The organism is Polyangium sp. y55x31, assembly GCF_029946505.1.
Classification (GTDB): Bacteria; Myxococcota_A; Polyangia; order Polyangiales; family Polyangiaceae; genus Polyangium.
Genome location: NZ_JARZHG010000021.1, coordinates 1 through 17,926 on the forward strand (window position 1 = coordinate 1; position 17,926 = coordinate 17,926).

The 17,926-nt window shown below is 69.7% G+C and carries 13 protein-coding genes; 7 read left to right on the forward strand and 6 right to left on the reverse strand.

From position 1 onward, the window contains the following. Positions 1-618, reverse strand: a 618-nt coding sequence (locus QHF84_RS30095) for a hypothetical protein (protein WP_281316903.1), incomplete at its 3' end; no start/stop codon positions are given. A 65-nt stretch (positions 619-683) separates the two neighbouring features. On the opposite strand from QHF84_RS30095, the gene QHF84_RS30100 reads away from it, so the two are divergent. From QHF84_RS30100 to QHF84_RS30110, 3 genes are read left to right on the forward strand one after another with little or no spacing between them, the layout of a single operon-like run. Further along, positions 684-2,993, forward strand: a complete 2,310-nt coding sequence (locus QHF84_RS30100; RefSeq protein WP_281316904.1) for a S46 family peptidase — start codon at positions 684-686, stop codon at positions 2,991-2,993. A gap of 40 nt (positions 2,994-3,033) precedes the next feature. Beyond that, entirely contained in the window at positions 3,034-3,624 is a 591-nt protein-coding gene (locus tag QHF84_RS30105; RefSeq protein ID WP_281316905.1) for a hypothetical protein, read from the forward strand. 8 nt (positions 3,625-3,632) lie between these two features. Then, the gene (locus QHF84_RS30110; protein ID WP_281316906.1) at positions 3,633-4,250 is read left to right on the forward strand and encodes a hypothetical protein; all 618 of its coding nucleotides are present in this window, start codon (positions 3,633-3,635) and stop codon (positions 4,248-4,250) included. Here the strand turns inward: QHF84_RS30110 and QHF84_RS30115 are convergent. The 3 genes from QHF84_RS30115 to QHF84_RS30125 form a co-directional block, all read right to left on the reverse strand. Continuing rightward, positions 4,247-7,882 (reverse strand): hypothetical protein, encoded by a 3,636-nt coding sequence (locus QHF84_RS30115; RefSeq protein ID WP_281316907.1) that lies wholly within the window; start codon positions 7,880-7,882, stop codon positions 4,247-4,249. The genes QHF84_RS30110 and QHF84_RS30115 overlap by 4 nt on opposite strands. 68 nt (positions 7,883-7,950) lie before the next feature. Then, positions 7,951-9,657: a hypothetical protein gene (locus tag QHF84_RS30120; RefSeq protein WP_281316908.1), complete on the reverse strand. Its 1,707-nt coding sequence runs from the start codon at positions 9,655-9,657 to the stop codon at positions 7,951-7,953. A 13-nt stretch (positions 9,658-9,670) separates the two neighbouring features. Further along, positions 9,671-10,912, reverse strand: coding sequence for a hypothetical protein (locus QHF84_RS30125; RefSeq protein ID WP_281316909.1), 1,242 nt, complete (start codon positions 10,910-10,912; stop codon positions 9,671-9,673). A gap of 89 nt (positions 10,913-11,001) precedes the next feature. On the opposite strand from QHF84_RS30125, the gene QHF84_RS30130 reads away from it, so the two are divergent. Beyond that, a complete protein-coding gene (locus QHF84_RS30130; RefSeq protein ID WP_281316910.1) occupies positions 11,002-12,678 on the forward strand; it encodes an FAD-dependent monooxygenase in 1,677 nt (558 codons plus the stop codon). Positions 12,679-12,682: 4 nt separating this feature from the next. Here QHF84_RS30130 and QHF84_RS30135 read toward each other — a convergent pair whose 3' ends face one another. Further along, positions 12,683-13,507 carry a hypothetical protein gene (locus QHF84_RS30135; protein WP_281316911.1) on the reverse strand — a complete coding sequence of 275 codons (825 nt, stop codon included), beginning with the start codon at positions 13,505-13,507 and terminating at the stop codon, positions 12,683-12,685. Positions 13,508-13,512: 5 nt separating this feature from the next. After that, complete coding sequence (locus QHF84_RS30140; protein ID WP_281316912.1) at positions 13,513-14,265, reverse strand: hypothetical protein; 753 nt, start codon at positions 14,263-14,265, stop codon at positions 13,513-13,515. A 79-nt stretch (positions 14,266-14,344) separates the two neighbouring features. On the opposite strand from QHF84_RS30140, the gene QHF84_RS30145 reads away from it, so the two are divergent. The 3 genes from QHF84_RS30145 to QHF84_RS30155 all read left to right on the forward strand — a co-directional run bounded on the left by QHF84_RS30145 (position 14,345) and on the right by QHF84_RS30155 (position 17,925). After that, on the forward strand, positions 14,345-15,844 hold the full coding sequence (locus QHF84_RS30145) for a hypothetical protein (protein WP_281316913.1): 1,500 nt from the start codon (positions 14,345-14,347) through the stop codon (positions 15,842-15,844). A 159-nt stretch (positions 15,845-16,003) separates the two neighbouring features. Further along, the gene (locus QHF84_RS30150) at positions 16,004-17,128 is read left to right on the forward strand and encodes a glycosyltransferase family 2 protein (RefSeq protein ID WP_281316914.1); all 1,125 of its coding nucleotides are present in this window, start codon (positions 16,004-16,006) and stop codon (positions 17,126-17,128) included. Next, positions 17,125-17,925 carry a polysaccharide deacetylase family protein gene (locus tag QHF84_RS30155; protein ID WP_281316915.1) on the forward strand — a complete coding sequence of 267 codons (801 nt, stop codon included), beginning with the start codon at positions 17,125-17,127 and terminating at the stop codon, positions 17,923-17,925. Before QHF84_RS30150 ends, QHF84_RS30155 begins: the two co-directional genes overlap by 4 nt. The last annotated feature ends 1 nt before the right edge of the window (position 17,926 follow it).

The window sequence follows — 17,926 nt, forward strand, 5'->3', positions numbered from 1 at the left end:
GCCCGCGCCGCCGGCCCCACCGGCGCCGCCCGCGCCGCCCGCGCCGCCCGCGCCCGTGGACGCCGCGGTGCTCGACGATGCGCTCGTGCTCGACGCGGCGCCGCTGCCGCCGCACTTCTCGAGCGGCTTACAATCGTTGCAGGAGCAACCTTCGAGGTACTCGACGCACGAGCCGTTGTTCGTGCAGTTCATCGTGCACCGGTCGGTATTCGTGCAATCGCCGCAGGTGCAGTCCTCGTTGATCAAGCACTCGCCGTCGTCGTCACAGCCGACGTTTGCCGGGGGACAACTGGCGACCTTGAAGTAACAATCGTTGCACGTGCAATCTTCGGTCCCCATCTCCCCGTTGTCGCAGGTGTCGTTGTCCTGGCAGGTGCCGACGCACGCGGCCTGATCGACGCAGTCGGGGCACTCGCAGGTCTCGGGGTTCTGGCCGTGGTAGTTGCAGAAACCATCCGGCTGGTTGTTGTTGCAGCCGTTGCTCTGGCCACCGCCGCCCGCGCCGGAGAAGTTTCCCGTCGACGAAGTATTGTTATTCGCGCCGCCTCCCGAACAGCCGACGAAGGGGATCGCGACAAGGAGAAACGAGCAAGCAAGGATCGCCGTCAGGGTGCGCATGGTCCGAGAGGATCGCCGCCTGCGCGGGACTGCGTCAACAGAAGAAAGGTGCTACAGGGCTCGCCATGCCTCGCCCGACGAACTCTTTTTCTGCACTGGCGCTGCTCGTTTCCACCCTCGGCCTCGGCCTCGGCTGCGGCGCCGAGCCTGTGCCCCCCGCTGAATCGGCCACGTCTTCGTCGTCGACCGACGGCGTGAAGGAAGGGCCGAAGGAGGACACGAAGGCGGCGGAGGTGAAGGGACCCGAGCGCAAGCCTTTCGAGAATCCCGGCGGCATGTGGGTGCCCTCGCAGCTCGCCGAGCATGACGCGAAGCTCAAGGGCGCGGGCCTCGAGCTCGATCCGAAGGCGCTCACCGATCCGATGCAGCCCCCGCTCGGCGCGGTCGTGAGCCTCGGCGGCTGCTCGGCCTCGTTCGTGTCGCCCGATGGCCTCATCGTCACGAACCACCACTGCGTGACCGGCATCCTGCAGTTCAACGCGACGCCGAAGCAGAACGTGGTGAACGACGGCTACCTCGCGAAGACGCGGGCCGACGAGAAGTGGGCCGGGCCCACGAACCGCATCTTCGTGACCCGCTCGTTCAAGGACGTCACGAAGGAGGTCCGCGACGGCCTCGACAAGCTGCCGAACGATCGGGCGCGGAGCGACCAGATCGAGGCGCGCGAGAAGAGCCTCGTCGGGGCGTGTGAGAAGGATCGGCCCGAGGTGCGATGCTCGCTGAAGGCGTACTTCGGCGGTGCGCAGTACCTGCTCGTCGAGCAGCTCGAGATCCGCGACGTGCGCCTCGTGTATGCCCCGCCGGAGGGCGTCGGCAACTTCGGCGGCGAGATCGACAACTGGCGCTGGCCTCGCCACGGCGGCGACTTCTCGTTCCTGCGCGCCTACGTGGGCAAGGATCAGAAGCCCGCGGATCACGCGGAGACGAACGTCCCGTACAAGCCCGCGCACTACCTGCGCCTCGCGCAGAAGCCGCTCGCCCCGAACGACTTCGTGATGGTCGCGGGTTACCCGGGCACCACGAACCGGCTGCGCACCTCGTTCGAGATCAAGGAAGCGCTCGAATGGGGATATCCGCGCCGCATCGCCGCCTTCGAGGAGGGCGTGAAGGTGCTCGAGTCGCTGAGCAAGCAAAAGGAGGAGATCGCGATCAAGGCGAACCCCTTCCTGCGCGGCATCTCGAACGCGCTCACGAAGATCAAGGGCCTGGCCGAGGGCCTCGGCAAGGGCGGCGTGGCCGCGGAGCGCGCGAAGAAGGACGCCGAGCTCGCGTCGTGGATCGGCGGGGACGCGGAGCGAAAGGCCGCTTATGGCGACGTGATCGCCAAGATCGAGGCGCTCGTCGCGGAGCGGAAGAAGACGCGCGAGGAGGACATGGCGCTCGGCGACGTGATGATGAGCGCGAGCCTGATCCAGGCGGCCTCGTCGATCGTGCGGATCGCGGAGGAGCGCCCGAAGGCCGACGCCGATCGCGACCCGGAGTTCCAGGAGCGCAACTGGAAGCGCCACGAGCAAAAGATGGCGCGCCTGTCGGTCTCGTACGACCGGTCGATCGACCAGGCGATGCTGAAGCTCGCCCTCGAGCGGATCGCGAAGCTGCCCGAGAAGGAGCGGCCGGCGTTCGTCGCGACGATCGTGGGCAAGAAGCTCGACGCGGCGTCGATCGAGAAGGCGGTGAAGGGCCTTTACGAGGGGACGAAGCTCGAGGACGAGAAGGCGCGGCTCGAGCTCTTCAAAACGGCGAAGCTCGACGATTTGAAGAAGAGCAAGGACCCGCTCATCAAGCTCGCCCTGGCCCTGCGCCCCGCGTACAAGGCCTCCGAGGATCGGGGCAAATCGTTCGACGGCGCGATGGCGCTGCTCCGGCCGAAGTATTTCGAGGCGCTCCAGAAGATGATGGGCCAGCAGATCGCGCCCGACGCGAACGGGACGCTGCGCGTGACGTACGGCAGCGTGCGTGGCTATCGGCCGACGAAGGACGCGCCGATCTACACGCCGTTCACGACCACCTCGCAGATGGCCGAGAAGCACACGGGCAAGGAGCCGTTCGAGGCGCCCTCGAAGCTGCTCGCGGCGGTGAAGGCGAAGAAGTGGGGGCCGTACGTGGACGCGTCGCTCGGCGAGGTGCCCGTGGATTTCCTGAGCGACCTCGACATCACGGGCGGCAACTCCGGCTCGCCGACGCTGAACGGCAAGGGCGAGCTCGTGGGCCTCGCGTTCGACGGCAATTACGAGGCGATGGCCTCGGACGTGATCTTCCTGCCGGAGATCACGCGGACGATCCACGTCGACCTGCGGTACGTGCTCTGGGTGATGGACGTCGAGGGGGCGGACAACGTCCTGCAAGAGCTCGGCGTGAAGCCTTCGATCGACTGATTCGTCCGCTCCCATGTAGAATGGAGGCCTTCGGGCCTCCATGCGTTTGCACCCCCTCCTCCTCGGCCTCGCGTTTCTCCTCGGGAGCCCGTACGCGCGGGGCGACGACGCGCCCGATCCGCGCCCCACGCCCACGGCCGAGGCCTTCGTGCACATCGAGTCCGACGCGCCGCTCTCGCTACGGCGCAACGTCGGCCGCTTCGGCGACGTCGTTTGCACGGCGCCTTGCGATCGGATCATTCGCTTCGATCCGGCGGATCGTTTTTCGGTCGAGGGCACCTTTCCCAGCGCGCCTTTGTTTTCGATCGGGGCCGCGGGGCCGCGGGTCCGGCTGCGCGTCGACACGGGCAGCCACGCGGGTCTCTACACGGGGGGCGTCTTGACGGTGCTCGGCGGCGGCGCGGCGGTGATGTCCGGGGTCATCTTCGTCCTCGCGGCCGTCGGCGACGCGCTCGGGAGCGGGGACGGGGTCGAGGACGGGATCAAATACGGCTGCCTCGGCGCCGCGATCGGCGGCGGCGTCGCCATGGCAGTCGGCATTCCGCTGTTCGTCCTTTCGAACACCACGGTCGAGGTGCGCCCCGATCCCGTACGCGGCGCGGCCAGCGGCATGGTCACCGTCCGGTTCTGAGGCGCCCGATGACCTCTGTTCTACACGGAAAAACGGTTTGTCTCGGCGCAACGCTCCTCCTCGGGCTCGTGGCCTGCGCGCCGCCGCGCCGCCCGCCGAGCGGGCCGAGGCCCGAGAGCGTGGCCGTCGTGCCGGAGCAACGGGTGTTCGTCCGGATCGACGCGGATCATCCTGCCGCGAAGCTCGTCGAGGAGCGAAACGACAACGATGTCCCCGTCTGCGCCGCGCCCTGCGAGCGCGTGATCCCGGTGCGCAAGGGCGCGTCGTTTCACGTCGAGGCCTCCGGGGCCGGCCCCACGCGGAGCTTCGACCTCTACTCGCCGCAGGATCCCGTGGTTTGGCTCGACGTGAAGACGACGCCTCAATCGACGCACGACACGCTGTATCGTGTCTTCATCGGCACGATCATCGCGGGCGGCGCCCTCATGCTCACGGGGGCGATCGGCGCCCCGTTCGTCGAGGACAAGGGCGCGCAGACCGCGTTCTCGGCGGTGGGTTTCACCGGGCTCGTGTTGCTCTTGCCCATTTCGGCCGTCCTGGGGGGCGTGTCGAACGCGTATTCGACGAGCGACGTGACCTTCAAGGATCCGCGGACGCAGCCGGATCTGCGGGAGCGGGTTCGTTAGGACCGGGAGCGGCGTCGCTGGAAGGGACGTGTCGCCGCGGCGAGGAGGAGCGAAAACAAGGCGAGCGGGATGGTCGAATCGCGCTCGTCGCGCATGCCGACCACACGGCAGCCGCAGCCGCTTTGGTCCGAGGGATCGACCTCCTCGGCGCCGCCGCTGCCGCCTGCGCCACCTGCGCCGCCTGCGCCGCCGCTGCCGCCCACGCCACCGCTGCCGCCTGCGCCACCGCTGCCGCCTGCGCCGCCGCTGCCGCCTGCGCCGCCGCTACCGCCTGCGCCGCCGCTGCCGCCTGCGCCGCCGCTGCCGCCTGCGCCACCGCTGCCGCCTGCGCCACCGCTGCCGCCTGCGCCACCGCTGCCGCCCGCGCCCGAGCATTCGCCGTCGAGGCAAACCCCATTGCCACACGCCGTCCCATCGGGGGCCGACACATCGAGCGGGCACGCCACGCCCACGCCGGTGCATTTCTCCGTCGCGTCACACGCATCCGCGGCCGGTCGGCACGTGACCGTCGTGTCGGCGATCAAATCCGCCGTGCAGGCCTTGCTGACCCCGTCGCATTTCTCCGGGATGTCGCACGGGCCGGCCATGTCGCGGCAGATCGTCATCACGTCGGCCACGACGTCGAACGGGCAGTCGAGGCTCGCGCCGGTGCACGTCTCGGCCACGTCGCAAGGTCCACCCGCGGGACGACAGATCGTGAGAGGTCCCGCGAGCGCGTCGGCAGGGCAGGCCACGCTGGCGCCGGTGCACGCCTCGGCGACGTCGCAGGCGCCCGCGGAGGCGCGACAGGTGGTGCCGGCGGGCACCAAGGTGTCGGCAGGGCAGGCCGCTGCAGCGCCCGAGCACGCCTCGGAGACGTCGCAGGCGCCCGCGGAGGCGCGGCAGGTGGTGCCGGCAGGCACGAAGGCGTCGCCGGGGCAGGCCGGGAGGTTGCCGGTGCAAAGCTCGGCGACGTCGCAGGCGCCCGCGGCGGCGCGGCAGGTGGTCCCGGCGGGCATCAAGGTATCGGCGGGGCACGCCGATGTAGCGCCCGAGCACACCTCGGAGACGTCGCAGGCGCCCACGGCAGCGCGGCAGGTGGTGCCTGCGGCGAAGAAGGCGTCGCCGGGGCAAGCGGCGGCGTTGCCAGTGCAAAGCTCGGCGACGTCGCAGGTGCCCGCGGAGGCGCGGCAGGTGGTCCCGGCGGCCTTGAAGGTATCCTGGGGGCAAGCGGCTGCGTTGCCGGGGCACACCTCGGCGACGTCGCAGGTGCCCGCGGAGGCGCGGCAGGACGTGCCGGTCGCCTTGAAGGCGTCGACGGGGCAATCCACGTTACTGCCCGAGCACACCTCGGCGACGTCGCAGGCGCCCGCCGCCGCGCGGCACGTCGTGCCGGCGGGGATGAGGGCGTCGGCCGGGCAGGTGGTGCTGTTTCCGGTGCAGGTCTCCACCGCGTCACAACCGCCCGCCGCCGCGCGACACGTCGTGCCGGCCGGCGCGTAGACATCGGCCGGGCAGGACGTCGCCACGCCGTTACACGTCTCCGCGGCGTCACAAACGCTGACGGCCGCGCGGCAAACCGTGCCGCTCGCGAGCGGGCTGCACGTGCCGTTCACGGCCGCGCCCTGGGCCACGCTGCACGCCTGGCAATCGCCCGCATTGCTGGCTCCGCAGGCGCTGTTGCAGCAGACGCCGTCGACGCAGAAGCCGCTCTCGCACTCCAGGGCGACGTTGCAGGCCGCGCCGTTCGGGAGCTGCTGGAAGATCTCGAAGACGTGCGCCGAGCCGGCGTTGCCGTTCGAGCCGATGTCGTCGTAATCGGCCCCGACGAGGACGTGCTTGCCGCTCACGGCCACGCTGCGGCCGAAGAAATCGCCCGAGGCCGCATCCGTCGCCACGATGGGCGAAAGCTCCGTCCACGTGACGCCGTTCCGCAGGAACACGTATGCCGCGCCGGAGTTCTGGCCCGCCGCGAAATCGGCGTCCCACGAGCCGATGACGGCCGTGTTTGCGTTGACGCCGACGGCGTTGCCGAAGAGCGCGCTCGTCGCGGCGTTGCTCGCGGTGAGCTTCGCCTGTTGCGACCAGACGCCCGCGTTCCGCACGAAGACGTATGCCGACCCGACGTTCGCGCCCGCCGCCGTGTCGTCGTACGGCGCGCCGACGACGATCGTCTCGCCGCTGAGCGCGACCGAATTGCCGAAGCCGTCGCCCGACGCCGCATCCCCCGAGACGAGCTTCGCCTGTTCGGTCCACACGCCCCCGCTCCGCGCGTACACGTAGGCCTCGCCCGCCGTGCCTCCTTGCGGCGCGCCGACGAGCGCGGTGTCGCCCTCCAGCGCGACCGTGTGGCCGAACCAGGCCCCCGAGTTGCCTGGATTTGCGACGAACTTCGTCTGCTCCGTCCAGACGCCCGCATTCCGCACGAAGACATAGGCCGAGCCCGCGTCGTAAATCGCTCCGGGTCGAGCGAAATGGGCCCCCACGAGGGCGGTGTCGCCGCTGACCGCGACCGCCGAGCCGAACCCGTCCCCCGCCGTGCCGTCGGACGCGAGGAGCTGAGACTGGAACGTCCACGAGCCGCCGCTGCGGACGAAGACGTAGGCCGAGCCGGCGTCCGCGCCGCCCGGGGTGTCGTCGCCGTCGGCGCCGATGATCGCCGTGTTCCCGTGCACCGCGACGGACCGGCCGAAATAGTCGGTCGTGGCGCCGCTCGGCGCGAGGATCTTGCTCTGCGGGTTCCAGTTGAAACCATTGCGGACGAACACCCAGGCCGCGCCGGCGTCCGTGCCGTTCGCGTTGTTGTTCCCGAACATGCCGACGATCGCGGTGTCGCCGTCGATCGCGACGGCGCTGCCGAAATAATCCGCGCCCTGGTTGCCGGACACGACGATCTTGAAGCGCGGGATGGCCACGAGCGGATCCACGTGGAGCGGGTACACGGCGCCCGCGTCGTCGACGTGGATCGTGATGCGCCCGCCCTGCGCGCCGAGCGAGGCCGGCACGGGTTTGCCCGTCGCGTCGGTGACGAACAGCTCGCCGTAACGAAGCCGCGCGAGGCCTCCGTCATCGACGAGCTCGATCGCGTCCCGCTCGGGCGCGAGCGCCGGCGCGAGCCCGTCCGACACGGCCATTTCGAGCGAGAGCCCGTCCTTGCAGCCCGGCGCCTTCGCGACGTCGAAGCCTTGCTCGATCCCGAGCGGGCCGTTCACGTACCACTCCGTCACGTCGCCGCGCCGGTATTCCGTGCGGTTCTCCGTGGCCGTGGGCTCGGCGGGGGCCGGCGCGCGGACGTCGCCTTCGCAGCCGAAACCCGCGAACGTCATGGAAGCCTGGAAGGCCTCGCCAACGCCCGCGGAGCTCGTGATCCGAACGGACGCGGCGTCCATTTCCGCGACGAACCCTTGCGCCGGATTGTCCGCGCGGAGCGGTCGCCCCGGCTCCCTCCGGGCGAAACGATACGCCTCCCCGGCTTCGGCCTGCCTCGCCGTGATCACCGCGGCACGGAGCGCGATCGGCATCTCCGCCGGCGCGGCGCTCGGCCGTGCCGCAATGTCACCCGGTCGCTCCTCGGGTGCGCCGCTCCGCTCCCCGCACGCCGTCGCCCCGAGGACGAACAAGAGCCCGATCGATGTCAGAGATGCCGCTCGCATGCGCCCCCCTACCCAAGCTACGGCGCGGCGTCGAGGGACCTTTCGTCGCATCTTTGCGACGGCCCGTCTCATTTTCGAGAAGCGCCGTCGTCCGCCGCTCGAGGCATGTCGACGAATGCTTCGTGATCGAGCTCGTAGCAGGCGCAGAGCCGCGCCGTCGCCGCGAAGAGCGCCCGCACGTGCGCCTCGGAAAAGACCCCGGTCCGGACGAAATACGCCTCGAAATAAGACGTGTCCAGGAAGTAACGGATCGGGTCCTCGAACGACGCGAGCCCGAGGTACTGCACCTCGACCGCGTGCCGCGCGAGCTGCGCGAGCGGGCCGAGGTCCTCGTTCAGGTGGTGGCGCACGTTCGTCCGGACGTACGATTCGAGCTCCTCGCTCCGCAGGTAGCTCCGGAAAAACACGTTCGACGCGTAATCGGTGATCCGCGTGAGCATGACCCGGGCGAGCGCGCGCCCGGGGTGCGCAGGGTCGGCGCCGATCTCGTCGAGCTCGCTGTTCACGTCCTCGGCGAGGCGGGCGGGCATGGCGGCGACGAGCGCGTCCCAGCTCGTTTCGAGCGCGGCGAGGGCCTCGGCGTATTCGGGCATTCGCGCCTCGGGGATACGCACGAGGCCGGCCTCGTGCACGAGGTGGCCCCATTCGTGGACCACGCGGGCGGCGAGGAGCTGACGGTGGTACGGCGGCCCTTCCTCGCGGAGCGGATCGAAGCCGGGCTGGCGCAACTCGTACACGATGCGGCGCAGATCCGCCCGCACGTATACGCCGCCTCCGAGCTCCACCTCGGAGCTCGTCCGCGATAAGACGTCCGGATCCCGCAGCGTCGCGAGCACGGCGCGACTCTTGTCACTCACGAGCCGGAGATCATCGCGCAAGCTCTCGGCCACGCGCGGGGAGGTGAGGGGCGCGAGCGCTCGGCGGGCCTCGTCGAGGTTCGTCGCGTCCTCCGGCCGGTACACCACCCGATCGGGTGGCTCCACGACGAGGACGTCCGGCCGCTCCTCCGAAAGAAAACCGCACACGGAATCGACCGCCTCCTGCTCCGCTCTGCGGGGCGCCTGCGCCGCGAGAAACGTTGCCTCCATCTCGCGCGCCGCCGCGTCGAACGCGCCGAAGAGGGCGAGCAGGTCCGGACGTGTTCCCTTGGGGATCAAAAGATCTGCGCCGTCGACGTGGCCGAGCGACTCGCTCATCGCGGCAGGCGGCTCGCGCAGCGGGAGGTGATAAAGCGTTCGGATCCAGGGCAGCGCGCGGGCGAGGGCCACGAAGGCCGGCGCGTCGGGCCGCGTCGAGCGAGAGGCAGCCCGCGAGAAATCGTGCAGCTCGTCCTCGGTCCGCGTGAGGAAATAACTCAGGTTGAAGCAGACGGCCGCGCGCAGGGCCTTGAGGAAGGCGAGGCGCTCGACGTGGAAGATCTGATGACAGACGAACTCCTCGTGCGAGCGCAGAGGGTCGAGGTCCGAGGCATAGAGCGTCCACGTGACGCCGAGGAAAGGCGCGCTGTACGGCCGGACGCGCGAGGGATCCGTGACGAGGAGGACGTTCGCCTTGCGCGGCGGCAGCCACGAGCCCGGCGCGCGCGCGTGCAGCGAGGCCGCGCGCTCGCGGTAGAGCCGATAGCCACGTTCGAACAATGAGATATGCTGTTCCGACAAACCTCGCCCCTCGCGGAGCAGCGCCCGCACGTCGGCCGAGACGGAGCCCTCGTCGAGGTGTTCGGCCGGGATCAAGAAAGCGCCCGGGTGGGCCAGGCAAAACCGTTCGAGGTTCAAGGAAGCCTCCCTCTCACCGCTTCTTCGCCAGGACCGCCGCGAGCCCCGTGCATTTTTTCCCGCGCTCGATCCCGAACGACGCCGCGAAGTCGCAGAGCTTCTGGCCGAGCTCCATGTCCTCGGGTTTTCCGCTCAGGATCGCCTTCGCCGCCGCCGGTTCGGCGCGCCGCGAGAGTTCGTCCCGGTACGGCTTCGTGGCGAAGTCCTTGCCGCCGAGCGCGTCGCGCAGGTCGTCCGAGGCGCGCGTCGCCTCGGTCCACACCTTCTTCGACTCCGCCGCCGCCGTCGCGTACGTCCCGAAGAACCGGTCCTTCGAGGGGCTGTCCTGGCAAGGCATGTCCTTCGGCGTCGCGAGCAGATCGCCCTCACCGAGCTCGCGCTTCTGCGCGCGTTCGAGGCGCGGCCCCGCCTCCTTGGCGAGCGCGAGGTCGTCCGGCGAGAGCTTGCCCGCCTCGAAGTTTTTCGCGAGCGTCTCGCACGCCGCGACGTACTTGGCGCGGGCCCGGCCGGACGCGCAAGCTTCGAGGCGCGACTTCTCGGCCGTCACCTGCTCCGGGATCGCGAGCGCGATGTCCTCGGGCGCGAGCTTCTCGACCGCGCACGGATCCTCGGCGCGGAGCGCGGCGTCGACCCGGGCGCGCGCGTTCTCGATCTGCTTCGTCTTGTAGGCCGATCGCCCCGCGACCGAGAACGAGCCGAGGATGACCACCACGAGCGCGGCGCGGACGAGGAGCCTCCGCCGCGTATACCGCGCGTGCAGCGGGCTCGATTCGAGGCGATCGCCGCACTGCGAGACGAGCGTCTCCCACCCGGAGACCTCCGTGCCGAGCAGCTCGATCGGCCCCGAGATCAGCGGCTCTGTCGCGAACCGCTTCGAGACCTTGAAGAGCGCCTCGGCGCCCGTCTGCTTTCGCGCGTCGAAGGGCGCGCCTCGCGTGGGGCCCGAGAGCGGCCCGCCCACCGCGATCGCATGCTGCTGCACGGCGCGCAGCGCGGCGATCTGGGCGGCCTCCAGGCGATCGAGCGCGGGCAGGAGCGCGTCCCACGGCAGCAGCGCTTCGACGTCGACGCTCCGGAACTTGAAGACCGCGGCGGCATTCTCGATGCCCTGCCGCAGGCCGGCGAGCAGATCGGCCTTCGAGAGCGCGGCGATCCCCTCGCCGATCGCTCCCTCGCCGAGGCGCACGTTCGCGGCCTGGATCGGCGCGCGCGCGGCCTTCACGAGGGCATCCCCGAAGTCCTTTCGTTCCGGCATCGTGCGAATCCTACCCCTCGAACATGCCGATTTCCTAGTATGATGCCGGAGGGCCGCGGCGTTCGGCGCGGCGAACGGAGGGAGCGGCGATGGCTTTGGATGCGCTCGTGGTGGGGGCGGGCCCCGTGGGGCTCGTGATGGCGGCGGAGCTCTCGCGGCACGGGCTCTCGTGCCGGATCATCGACCAGGGCGAAGGCCCTTCGATCTGGTCGAAAGCGCAGATCATCCACGCCCGCACCCTCGAATGTTTCCACGACATGGGCGTGATCGACCCCATCCTCGCGCGCGGCCGGCAGGTCGCGGGGGCGCGCATCCTGTCGCCCACGCTCGAACGTATCGCGCGGGTCGAGATCGGCGGGATCGACTCGCCTTATGCCTTTCTGCTGAGCCTGTCGCAACGCGAGACCGAGATCGTGCTCGCCGAGCACCTCGAGCGCGCGTACGGCGTGAAGGTCGAGCGCAAGGTCAAGCTCCAGGGTTTTTCGCAGGACGAGGGCGGCGTGACGGCCGCGCTCGCGGCCGAGGACGGCTGGGTCGAGGAGGTGCGCGTGCCGTATCTGCTCGGCTGCGACGGCTCGCACAGCACCGTCCGCAAGACGCTCGACCTGCCGTTCGAGGGCTCGACGTACGACGTGCGCCTCATGCAGGCCGACGTCCGCGTCGAGCTCCCGGTCGCCGTGCACGACGACGAGATCGCGATTTTCCTCGGGCCGAACGGCATGCTCGGCTTCTTCCCGCTGCCGGGCGAGGGGCGGTATCGCATGCTCACGTTCGTCGACCCGAGCGACGATCGCCCCGTCGAACTGGAGACCTTCCAGGCGCTCTTGAAAGAGCGCGGCCCCGCGGGCTCGTCGCTCGGGGATCCGGCGTGGATGATCGACTTCCGCATTCATTGTCGCCTCGCGCCGCATTACCGCGTCGGCCGTGTGTTCCTCTCCGGCGACGCGGCGCATATTCACAGCCCGGCGGGCGGGCAGGGGATGAACATGGGGATCCAGGACGCGTACAACCTCGCCTGGAAGCTCGCGCTCGTGGCGCGCGGCGTGGGGAGAGACGCGCTCCTCGACTCGTACGAGGCCGAACGGCGGCCCGTGGCCGCGGAGACGCTCCGCTTCACGGACGTGAGCACGCGCGGCCTCCAGACAGCGCTTTCGCTGAAGAGCCCGCTCACGATCGGGATCAGAAACCACCTCATGAACTTCGTGACGAGCCTCGGCTTCGTGAAGGAGCGCGCCGGGCGGACGGTGTCGCAGATCGAGGTCGCTTATCCGAAGAGCCCGATCGTCGGGCAGGATCAATCGTCCTTGTGGAACATCCGCCTGACTGGCTCGGACGAACGCCCGGGTTTGTCGGACTGGATCCATTTCGGCGACGGACCCGCGCCCGGGGCGCGCGTGCCGGACATGCCCGTCGGGAGCGACACGCTGCACAACCTCCTCCGCGGCACGCAGCACACGCTGCTCTGCTTCGACGGCGCGGCCGCGACGAACGAGGGCTACGAGCGGCTCGGGCGCATCGTGAACGCGGCGCGTGCGCGGCTCGGCGAGCGCGTGCGGGCGTATGTCATCGTCCCGGGAACCGAGGTCCCCACGGCTTTGCCCGCGGACGTGCCCGTCCTCTCCGATCCGGACGGGGAATTGCACCGGCGCTTCGGCGCGCGCTCCGAGAGCATTTACATGGTGCGGCCCGACGGGTACGTCGGTTATCGCAGCCAGCCGGCGGACGAGGAAAAACTCGCGGCGTGGCTCGATCGCCTGTTCGTTTGAGCCTCTAGTAACGGACGCCGCGGTAGAAGATGAACTCGCCGCGGCGCACGCCTTCGGCCTCGGTCTCGAGGACGCCGGGCTCCCAGCGTTTGTCCGTCCAGGTGGGGAAGCAGCGCCCCCCGTTTGCGAAGAAGCCGTTCCCGCAGCCGTTGGCCGAGGCCGGCAGCGCGTCGGGGCTCACCCAGTGCGTCGAGCCGTTCGTCGGATCGTTCTTCGCCGGATCCTTGTCGCGGAGCCTGCGGCAGGCGGCCTCGATCGAGTCCGTCATCTGCTTCGCGAAGAGCCCCGAGGTGCTGTCGGTGATGCCCTGCGCGCGCGTCCCGATCGATTTGTAATGCGAGATCTCGGAGCTGCTGACCGGCGCGCGCGCGACGCCCTTCGTGCGGTTCATGTACGCGTAGGCCACGGCCGTCTTCGCGTTCATGCTGTGCGAGCCCGCCTCGTTGTACACGACGTTCGCCAGGTTCATGAGGCCGTCGCCGTGGCAGGCGCACTCGTTGATCTTGTCGTTCAGGTCCTTCTTGCGTTGCTTGAGCTCGTCGCCGCGCCGCTTGAGGTTCTCGAGGTTCGGATCACCCTCGGTCGGCCAGCCCTTCTTCTTGTAGGAGGCGATCTTCGAATCGAGGTTGTTCTGGTTGTTCGTGATGGCCGTGTCGAGCTTCGCGTTGACCGCGGCGATGTCGGCCTTCATCTGCGGGCTCATCGTCTTTTCCGGATCGCAGGGGCAAGGCTTGACCGCGCTGCCCTCGTCCGGCGACGAGACCTGCTTCGAGTCCGCTTCTCCGTTCGACGAGGCTTTCTCCGGGGTGCCTCCGGCCACGAATCCCATCGCACTCACTCCTTGTGCATGAAGCGGAGGATCCGCTCGCAATAAAGACCTGCCTCGCCCACGATCGCCTGCATGTCGCCCCCGCGGAGTTTCGTGTCCGCCCACGCGAAGAGCGGGTCCGTCGCGAAGCCGTGTCCGAGCAGGCATGCGAGGAGCGCGTAGACGACCGCCCCGCCGCCGCGCAATCCGTGCGCTTCCGCGAGCCGCGCCCACGTATCGACCGCCCTCGCCTCGCCCGCGGGCCCGAGGTAGCCGAGCCGCTCGGGCGAAAGCGCGCGCGTCTCCCGCAAGATCACCTCGCGCATCGCCTCGGGCGAGACGTCCATGGAGAGCACACGCGTGGCGATCGGCTCGAACCGTCGCATCGCCGCGAGCGTGCGCTCCTGGTCGATTCCGGGCACGGCGCGGAGGTACTCCATCATCGCGTCGTGCAGGCGATCGGCCTTCTGGCCCTGCGTCGGGTGCGCCTCGACGAGCACGGCCTCGGCCCAGGGAAAGAGCGGGTCGTCGTCGAAGGCGGAGCCGAAAAGGATCATCATCTCCACGAAGAGACGCACCGGCCCCACGCGGGTGAGCCCGCGGCGCGCGGCGCGCTCGACGCCGAGCCGCGTCACCGCGGCGATCGCGCGCTCCGGCACGATGGCGAAGCAGCCGGGCGAGCGCTCGCCGAGCCTGCGGATCACGTCCCGCTGAAGCTCCGCGATGCCGACGTCGCGCTCCAGCACCTCGAATTGGTCTTGCCGGATCCAGAAAGCCATCGTTTGCGAGCGCGTCGACGTTACAGCGATGTCGGTGCGTTGCCAAGGCGGCTCGGGTAGACTCGGCGTCCCGGACCCGATGCACGACGCTCCCGCCGCGACCTCGCCCACGTCCCCCGACGCGCTCACCCTCGAAGACGCGCGCCTCTTTCTGGAGCAACACGTACGCACGACGACGTGGGGCCGGCGCGGGCTCGCGGCGCGGCTCGACGTGACCTCGTTCGAGCGGAGCGGCGCATTCGACGTCGTGTTTCAATCGTACACGGAGACACGCGTCCCGGAGGAGACACACGAGCCGTACAGCGGCGGGCCCGTCGACGGGCGCGAGAACGGGCGGGCGCCGGGGCCGTGGGAGATTCTCCTGCAAATGCCGCCGCTCTTCACGAAGGAGCACCGCGTCATCGTGCGCGTGCCGCATACCGACGAGGTGCGCACCTGCTATCGGTGCACCGGCGCCGGCCGCGTCACGTGCAGCACGTGCAGCGGCGGCGGGCGCGTGACGTGCTCGTCCTGCGGGGGCGACGGCCGGACCACGGAGACACGCACCATCACGGAGACGGACGCGCAGGGCAATACGTCGACGCGGACCGAGACGTACACGTCGACCTGCTCGGGGTGCTGGGGCAGCGGGCGCGTGACGTGCTCGACCTGCAACGGCAGCGGCAACGTCACGTGCAGCCCTTGCGCGGGGCTCGGGCGGCTCTGTCATTTCCGGCGTGTCCACGTGTGCTGGTCGACGCGCACGAATTCGCGGCAAATCGAGAAGACGGATCTCCCGGATGATCTCGTGGGGCTCGCCGGCGGGGACGTGATCCACAGCGAGGAAGAGGCCCGCATCGAGCCGGGGCGCGGCGGGGAAGGCGGGGCCGGTCCGTATCGCGGAGCTTTCACGCGGGTGAACGCCGACGTGGAGGCGGCGGCGAACGCGCTCATTGCTTCGCACGTCTTTCCGGAAAACGAAAAGCTCCACGGTCAGCGCCTCGTGGTGCGCGCGGTGCCCGTGTACGAGGGGCGTTATCGCTGGGGCAAGGAAACGCGGAGCTTCTGGGTCTTCGGGACGGACCGGCGGGTGCATGCGCCTCGTTATCCCGTCTCGCCGTGGCGCGTGGGCGGCGCCGTGCTCGGAGGTGTCTCGGTGCCGGCAGCGCTCGTGGGGGCAAACCTCCTCGGACAAACGGCGCCGCCTCCGCCCCCGGTCCCGGAGCCCCGGGTCGAGGTCGTCTCGCCGCCCGTGTTGCCCACGCCGCCGCTGCTCCCCGTGCCGCCTCCGCCCCCGCCGGAGCTCGAAAAGGCGAAGGGGCCAAGGCCCAATGTCACGGCCGGAAAAACGGCCGTCGAGCTGCGGACGGATCCGCCGGGATTGGACGTGTTCGTCGGGGGCAAGAAGCTCGGCGTCTCGCCTTTGTGGATCACGATCCCGTCGAGGGGCGCGGGGCCGTGCAAGCAGGGAACGTGCGCGCTCGGTCGATGCACGGCGGGGAGCTGCGAGCCGGTCACGAAGGTGGAGGTCCGCGGCGCCGAGGGCGCGCGTATCGTCGAGGTCGCTCCGTCGGACGGCGAGCTCGTCGAGCTTCGCTGAGAGGCGTTCGCGGGAGCCTGGTTGCCGGCCTCCGATATTTCGACCTCAAAGCGAGGTGCGCTGGCCGGGGAGGGACGCTAGAGATACGTGTGGGAGACCGGCTGGGGTCACGCGTGGCGCGCCGGGGGTCGGGCGCCCGCGATCCGGGGGCGGGGGGCCATGGATCTCTTGTTCTGGTTGGCATTTGCGTTCGTGGCATACACCTATGCCGGATATCCGGTCGGGATCTGGGCTCTGTCCCGATTTCGACACGAGGAGCCCACGGAGCCGGACGTCGTGGGCGAATGGCCCGCCGTGACCGTGGTGATCGCGGTTCATGACGAAGCGGCGCGGGCCAAGGCCAAGGTCGAGAACCTCCGCGCGCTCGATTATCCGCAGGGTCGCCTGCGTTTCCTTTTCGTCTCGGATGGGTCGACGGACGCGACGGAGTCCATCCTCGAACGCGAGCCCGACGTGACGCTCCTCCGGGTCCCGGAGCGGCGGGGCAAGGCGTACGCATTGAATGTGGCGATGGCCCATGTGGAGACCCCGATCGTCGTGTTCGCGGACGTTCGCCAGCGGATCGAGCCGCAGGCCTTGCGTCACCTCGTGGCCCGCTTGCTGCAGCCCGGCGTCGGGGCGGTGAGCGGAGAGCTCTTGCACGTCGATCCGAGGACGCGGGCCGCGGCGCACATCGGGCTTTACTGGCGATACGAGAAATGGATCCGGAAGGCGGAGAGCCGCTTCGCCTCGACGGTCGGCGTCACGGGCGCGCTGTATGCGATCCGGCGCGAGGATTACACGCCGCTCGAACCGGGGACGCTGCTCGACGATTTCGAGCAACCGATGCACCTCGCGCGCCGCGGTCGCCGCGTGGTCTTCGAGCCGCGGGCCATGATGTACGACGAGCTGCAGGAAGACGTGGACGGAGAGCGAAAACGGAAGATTCGCACGCTCACCGGCAATTTCCAGTCGTTCGCGCGGCACCGGTGGCTGTTCGTGCCGTGGCAGAACCCGCTCTGGGTGCAGTTCGTCTCGCACAAATGGTTCCGGCTCCTCGTGCCTTACGCGCTCGGCGTGATGTACGTGTCTTCCGTGCTGGCCCCCGGGCCGTTTTACCGGGCCGCGGCGACGCTCCAGGGCGCGTTTTATACGCTCTCCTTCGTGGGCGCGGCCATCCCGGCGCTGCGGCGCAGCCGGCTCGTGAGCTTCGCGGAGGTGTTCGTCGAATTGAACCGGGCCTCGGTGCTGGCGCTCCGCAACTACCTCGAAGGTCGCACCGACGCGCGGTGGGAGAAGACATGAGCCGACTCGTCGTCCTGATGTATCACGCGCTCTACGAGGGCGAGCGGGAGCTTTTGGCGATCGACGCGGCGGATCGTCCGTACGCCGTCTCCGTGGACGCATTCGAGGCGCAGCTCGACATCCTGGCGCGAAAAGGGCTCCCGGTGGCCGACCCTGCCGTGCTTCCCCGAGGGCTCGATACGAGGAATCGTGTCGTGCTCACGTTCGACGACGGCCACGCGAGCAACCACCGGCACGCTTTGCCGCGCCTCTTGCGGCGGGGGCTCCGTGCTGCGTTTTTCGTCACGTCCGATTTCATCGGAAAACGTCCGGGATTTTGCGGGTGGTCCGAGCTCCGCGAGATGGCGGACCTCGGCATGTCGATCGGCTCCCACGGGCGGACGCATCGATTCCTCGACGACCTGCCGGAGGACGAGGCGCGCGCGGAGCTCCGCGATTCCAAGGCGACGATCGAGGACCACGTGGGCCGCGTGGTGGAGCAGATCTCGTTCCCCGGCGGCCGATTCCGCCCGCGCGACGTGGAGGCGGGGATCCTGCTCGGTTATCGCGTGTTCCATTCCTCGCGGATCGGCGCGCACAGGCCGGGGCGTTTGCCCGAGGGCGTGGTGCTCTGCCGGCTCGCGGTTCGTCAGGGCACGTCGCCCCGCGAATTCGAGGCCCTCGCGACCGCATCGCCGGCATGGCTCCTCCCGGCCCGCGTGCTCGGCGGGGCGAAGGCGGCGGTGCGTCGGGCCCTGGGGAATGGGCTTTATCACGCGCTGTACGAGCGAATGCGGATGGCGGGCGGAGCGGGCTGAA

Excerpts from the sequence above, each read along its gene's own strand:
- QHF84_RS30115 (WP_281316907.1), bottom strand. The coding sequence starts at position 7,882 with ATGCGAGCGGCATCTCTGACATCGATCGGGCTCTTGTTCGTCCTCGGG.
- QHF84_RS30135 (WP_281316911.1), bottom strand. The coding sequence starts at position 13,507 with ATGGGATTCGTGGCCGGAGGCACCCCGGAGAAAGCCTCGTCGAACGGA.
- QHF84_RS30100 (WP_281316904.1), top strand. The coding sequence starts at position 684 with ATGCCTCGCCCGACGAACTCTTTTTCTGCACTGGCGCTGCTCGTTTCC.
- QHF84_RS30125 (WP_281316909.1), bottom strand. The coding sequence starts at position 10,912 with ATGCCGGAACGAAAGGACTTCGGGGATGCCCTCGTGAAGGCCGCGCGC.
- QHF84_RS30140 (WP_281316912.1), bottom strand. The coding sequence starts at position 14,265 with ATGGCTTTCTGGATCCGGCAAGACCAATTCGAGGTGCTGGAGCGCGAC.
- QHF84_RS30145 (WP_281316913.1), top strand. The coding sequence starts at position 14,345 with ATGCACGACGCTCCCGCCGCGACCTCGCCCACGTCCCCCGACGCGCTC.
- QHF84_RS30155 (WP_281316915.1), top strand. The coding sequence starts at position 17,125 with ATGAGCCGACTCGTCGTCCTGATGTATCACGCGCTCTACGAGGGCGAG.
- QHF84_RS30110 (WP_281316906.1), top strand. The coding sequence starts at position 3,633 with ATGACCTCTGTTCTACACGGAAAAACGGTTTGTCTCGGCGCAACGCTC.
- QHF84_RS30130 (WP_281316910.1), top strand. The coding sequence starts at position 11,002 with ATGGCTTTGGATGCGCTCGTGGTGGGGGCGGGCCCCGTGGGGCTCGTG.
- QHF84_RS30150 (WP_281316914.1), top strand. The coding sequence starts at position 16,004 with ATGGATCTCTTGTTCTGGTTGGCATTTGCGTTCGTGGCATACACCTAT.
- QHF84_RS30105 (WP_281316905.1), top strand. The coding sequence starts at position 3,034 with ATGCGTTTGCACCCCCTCCTCCTCGGCCTCGCGTTTCTCCTCGGGAGC.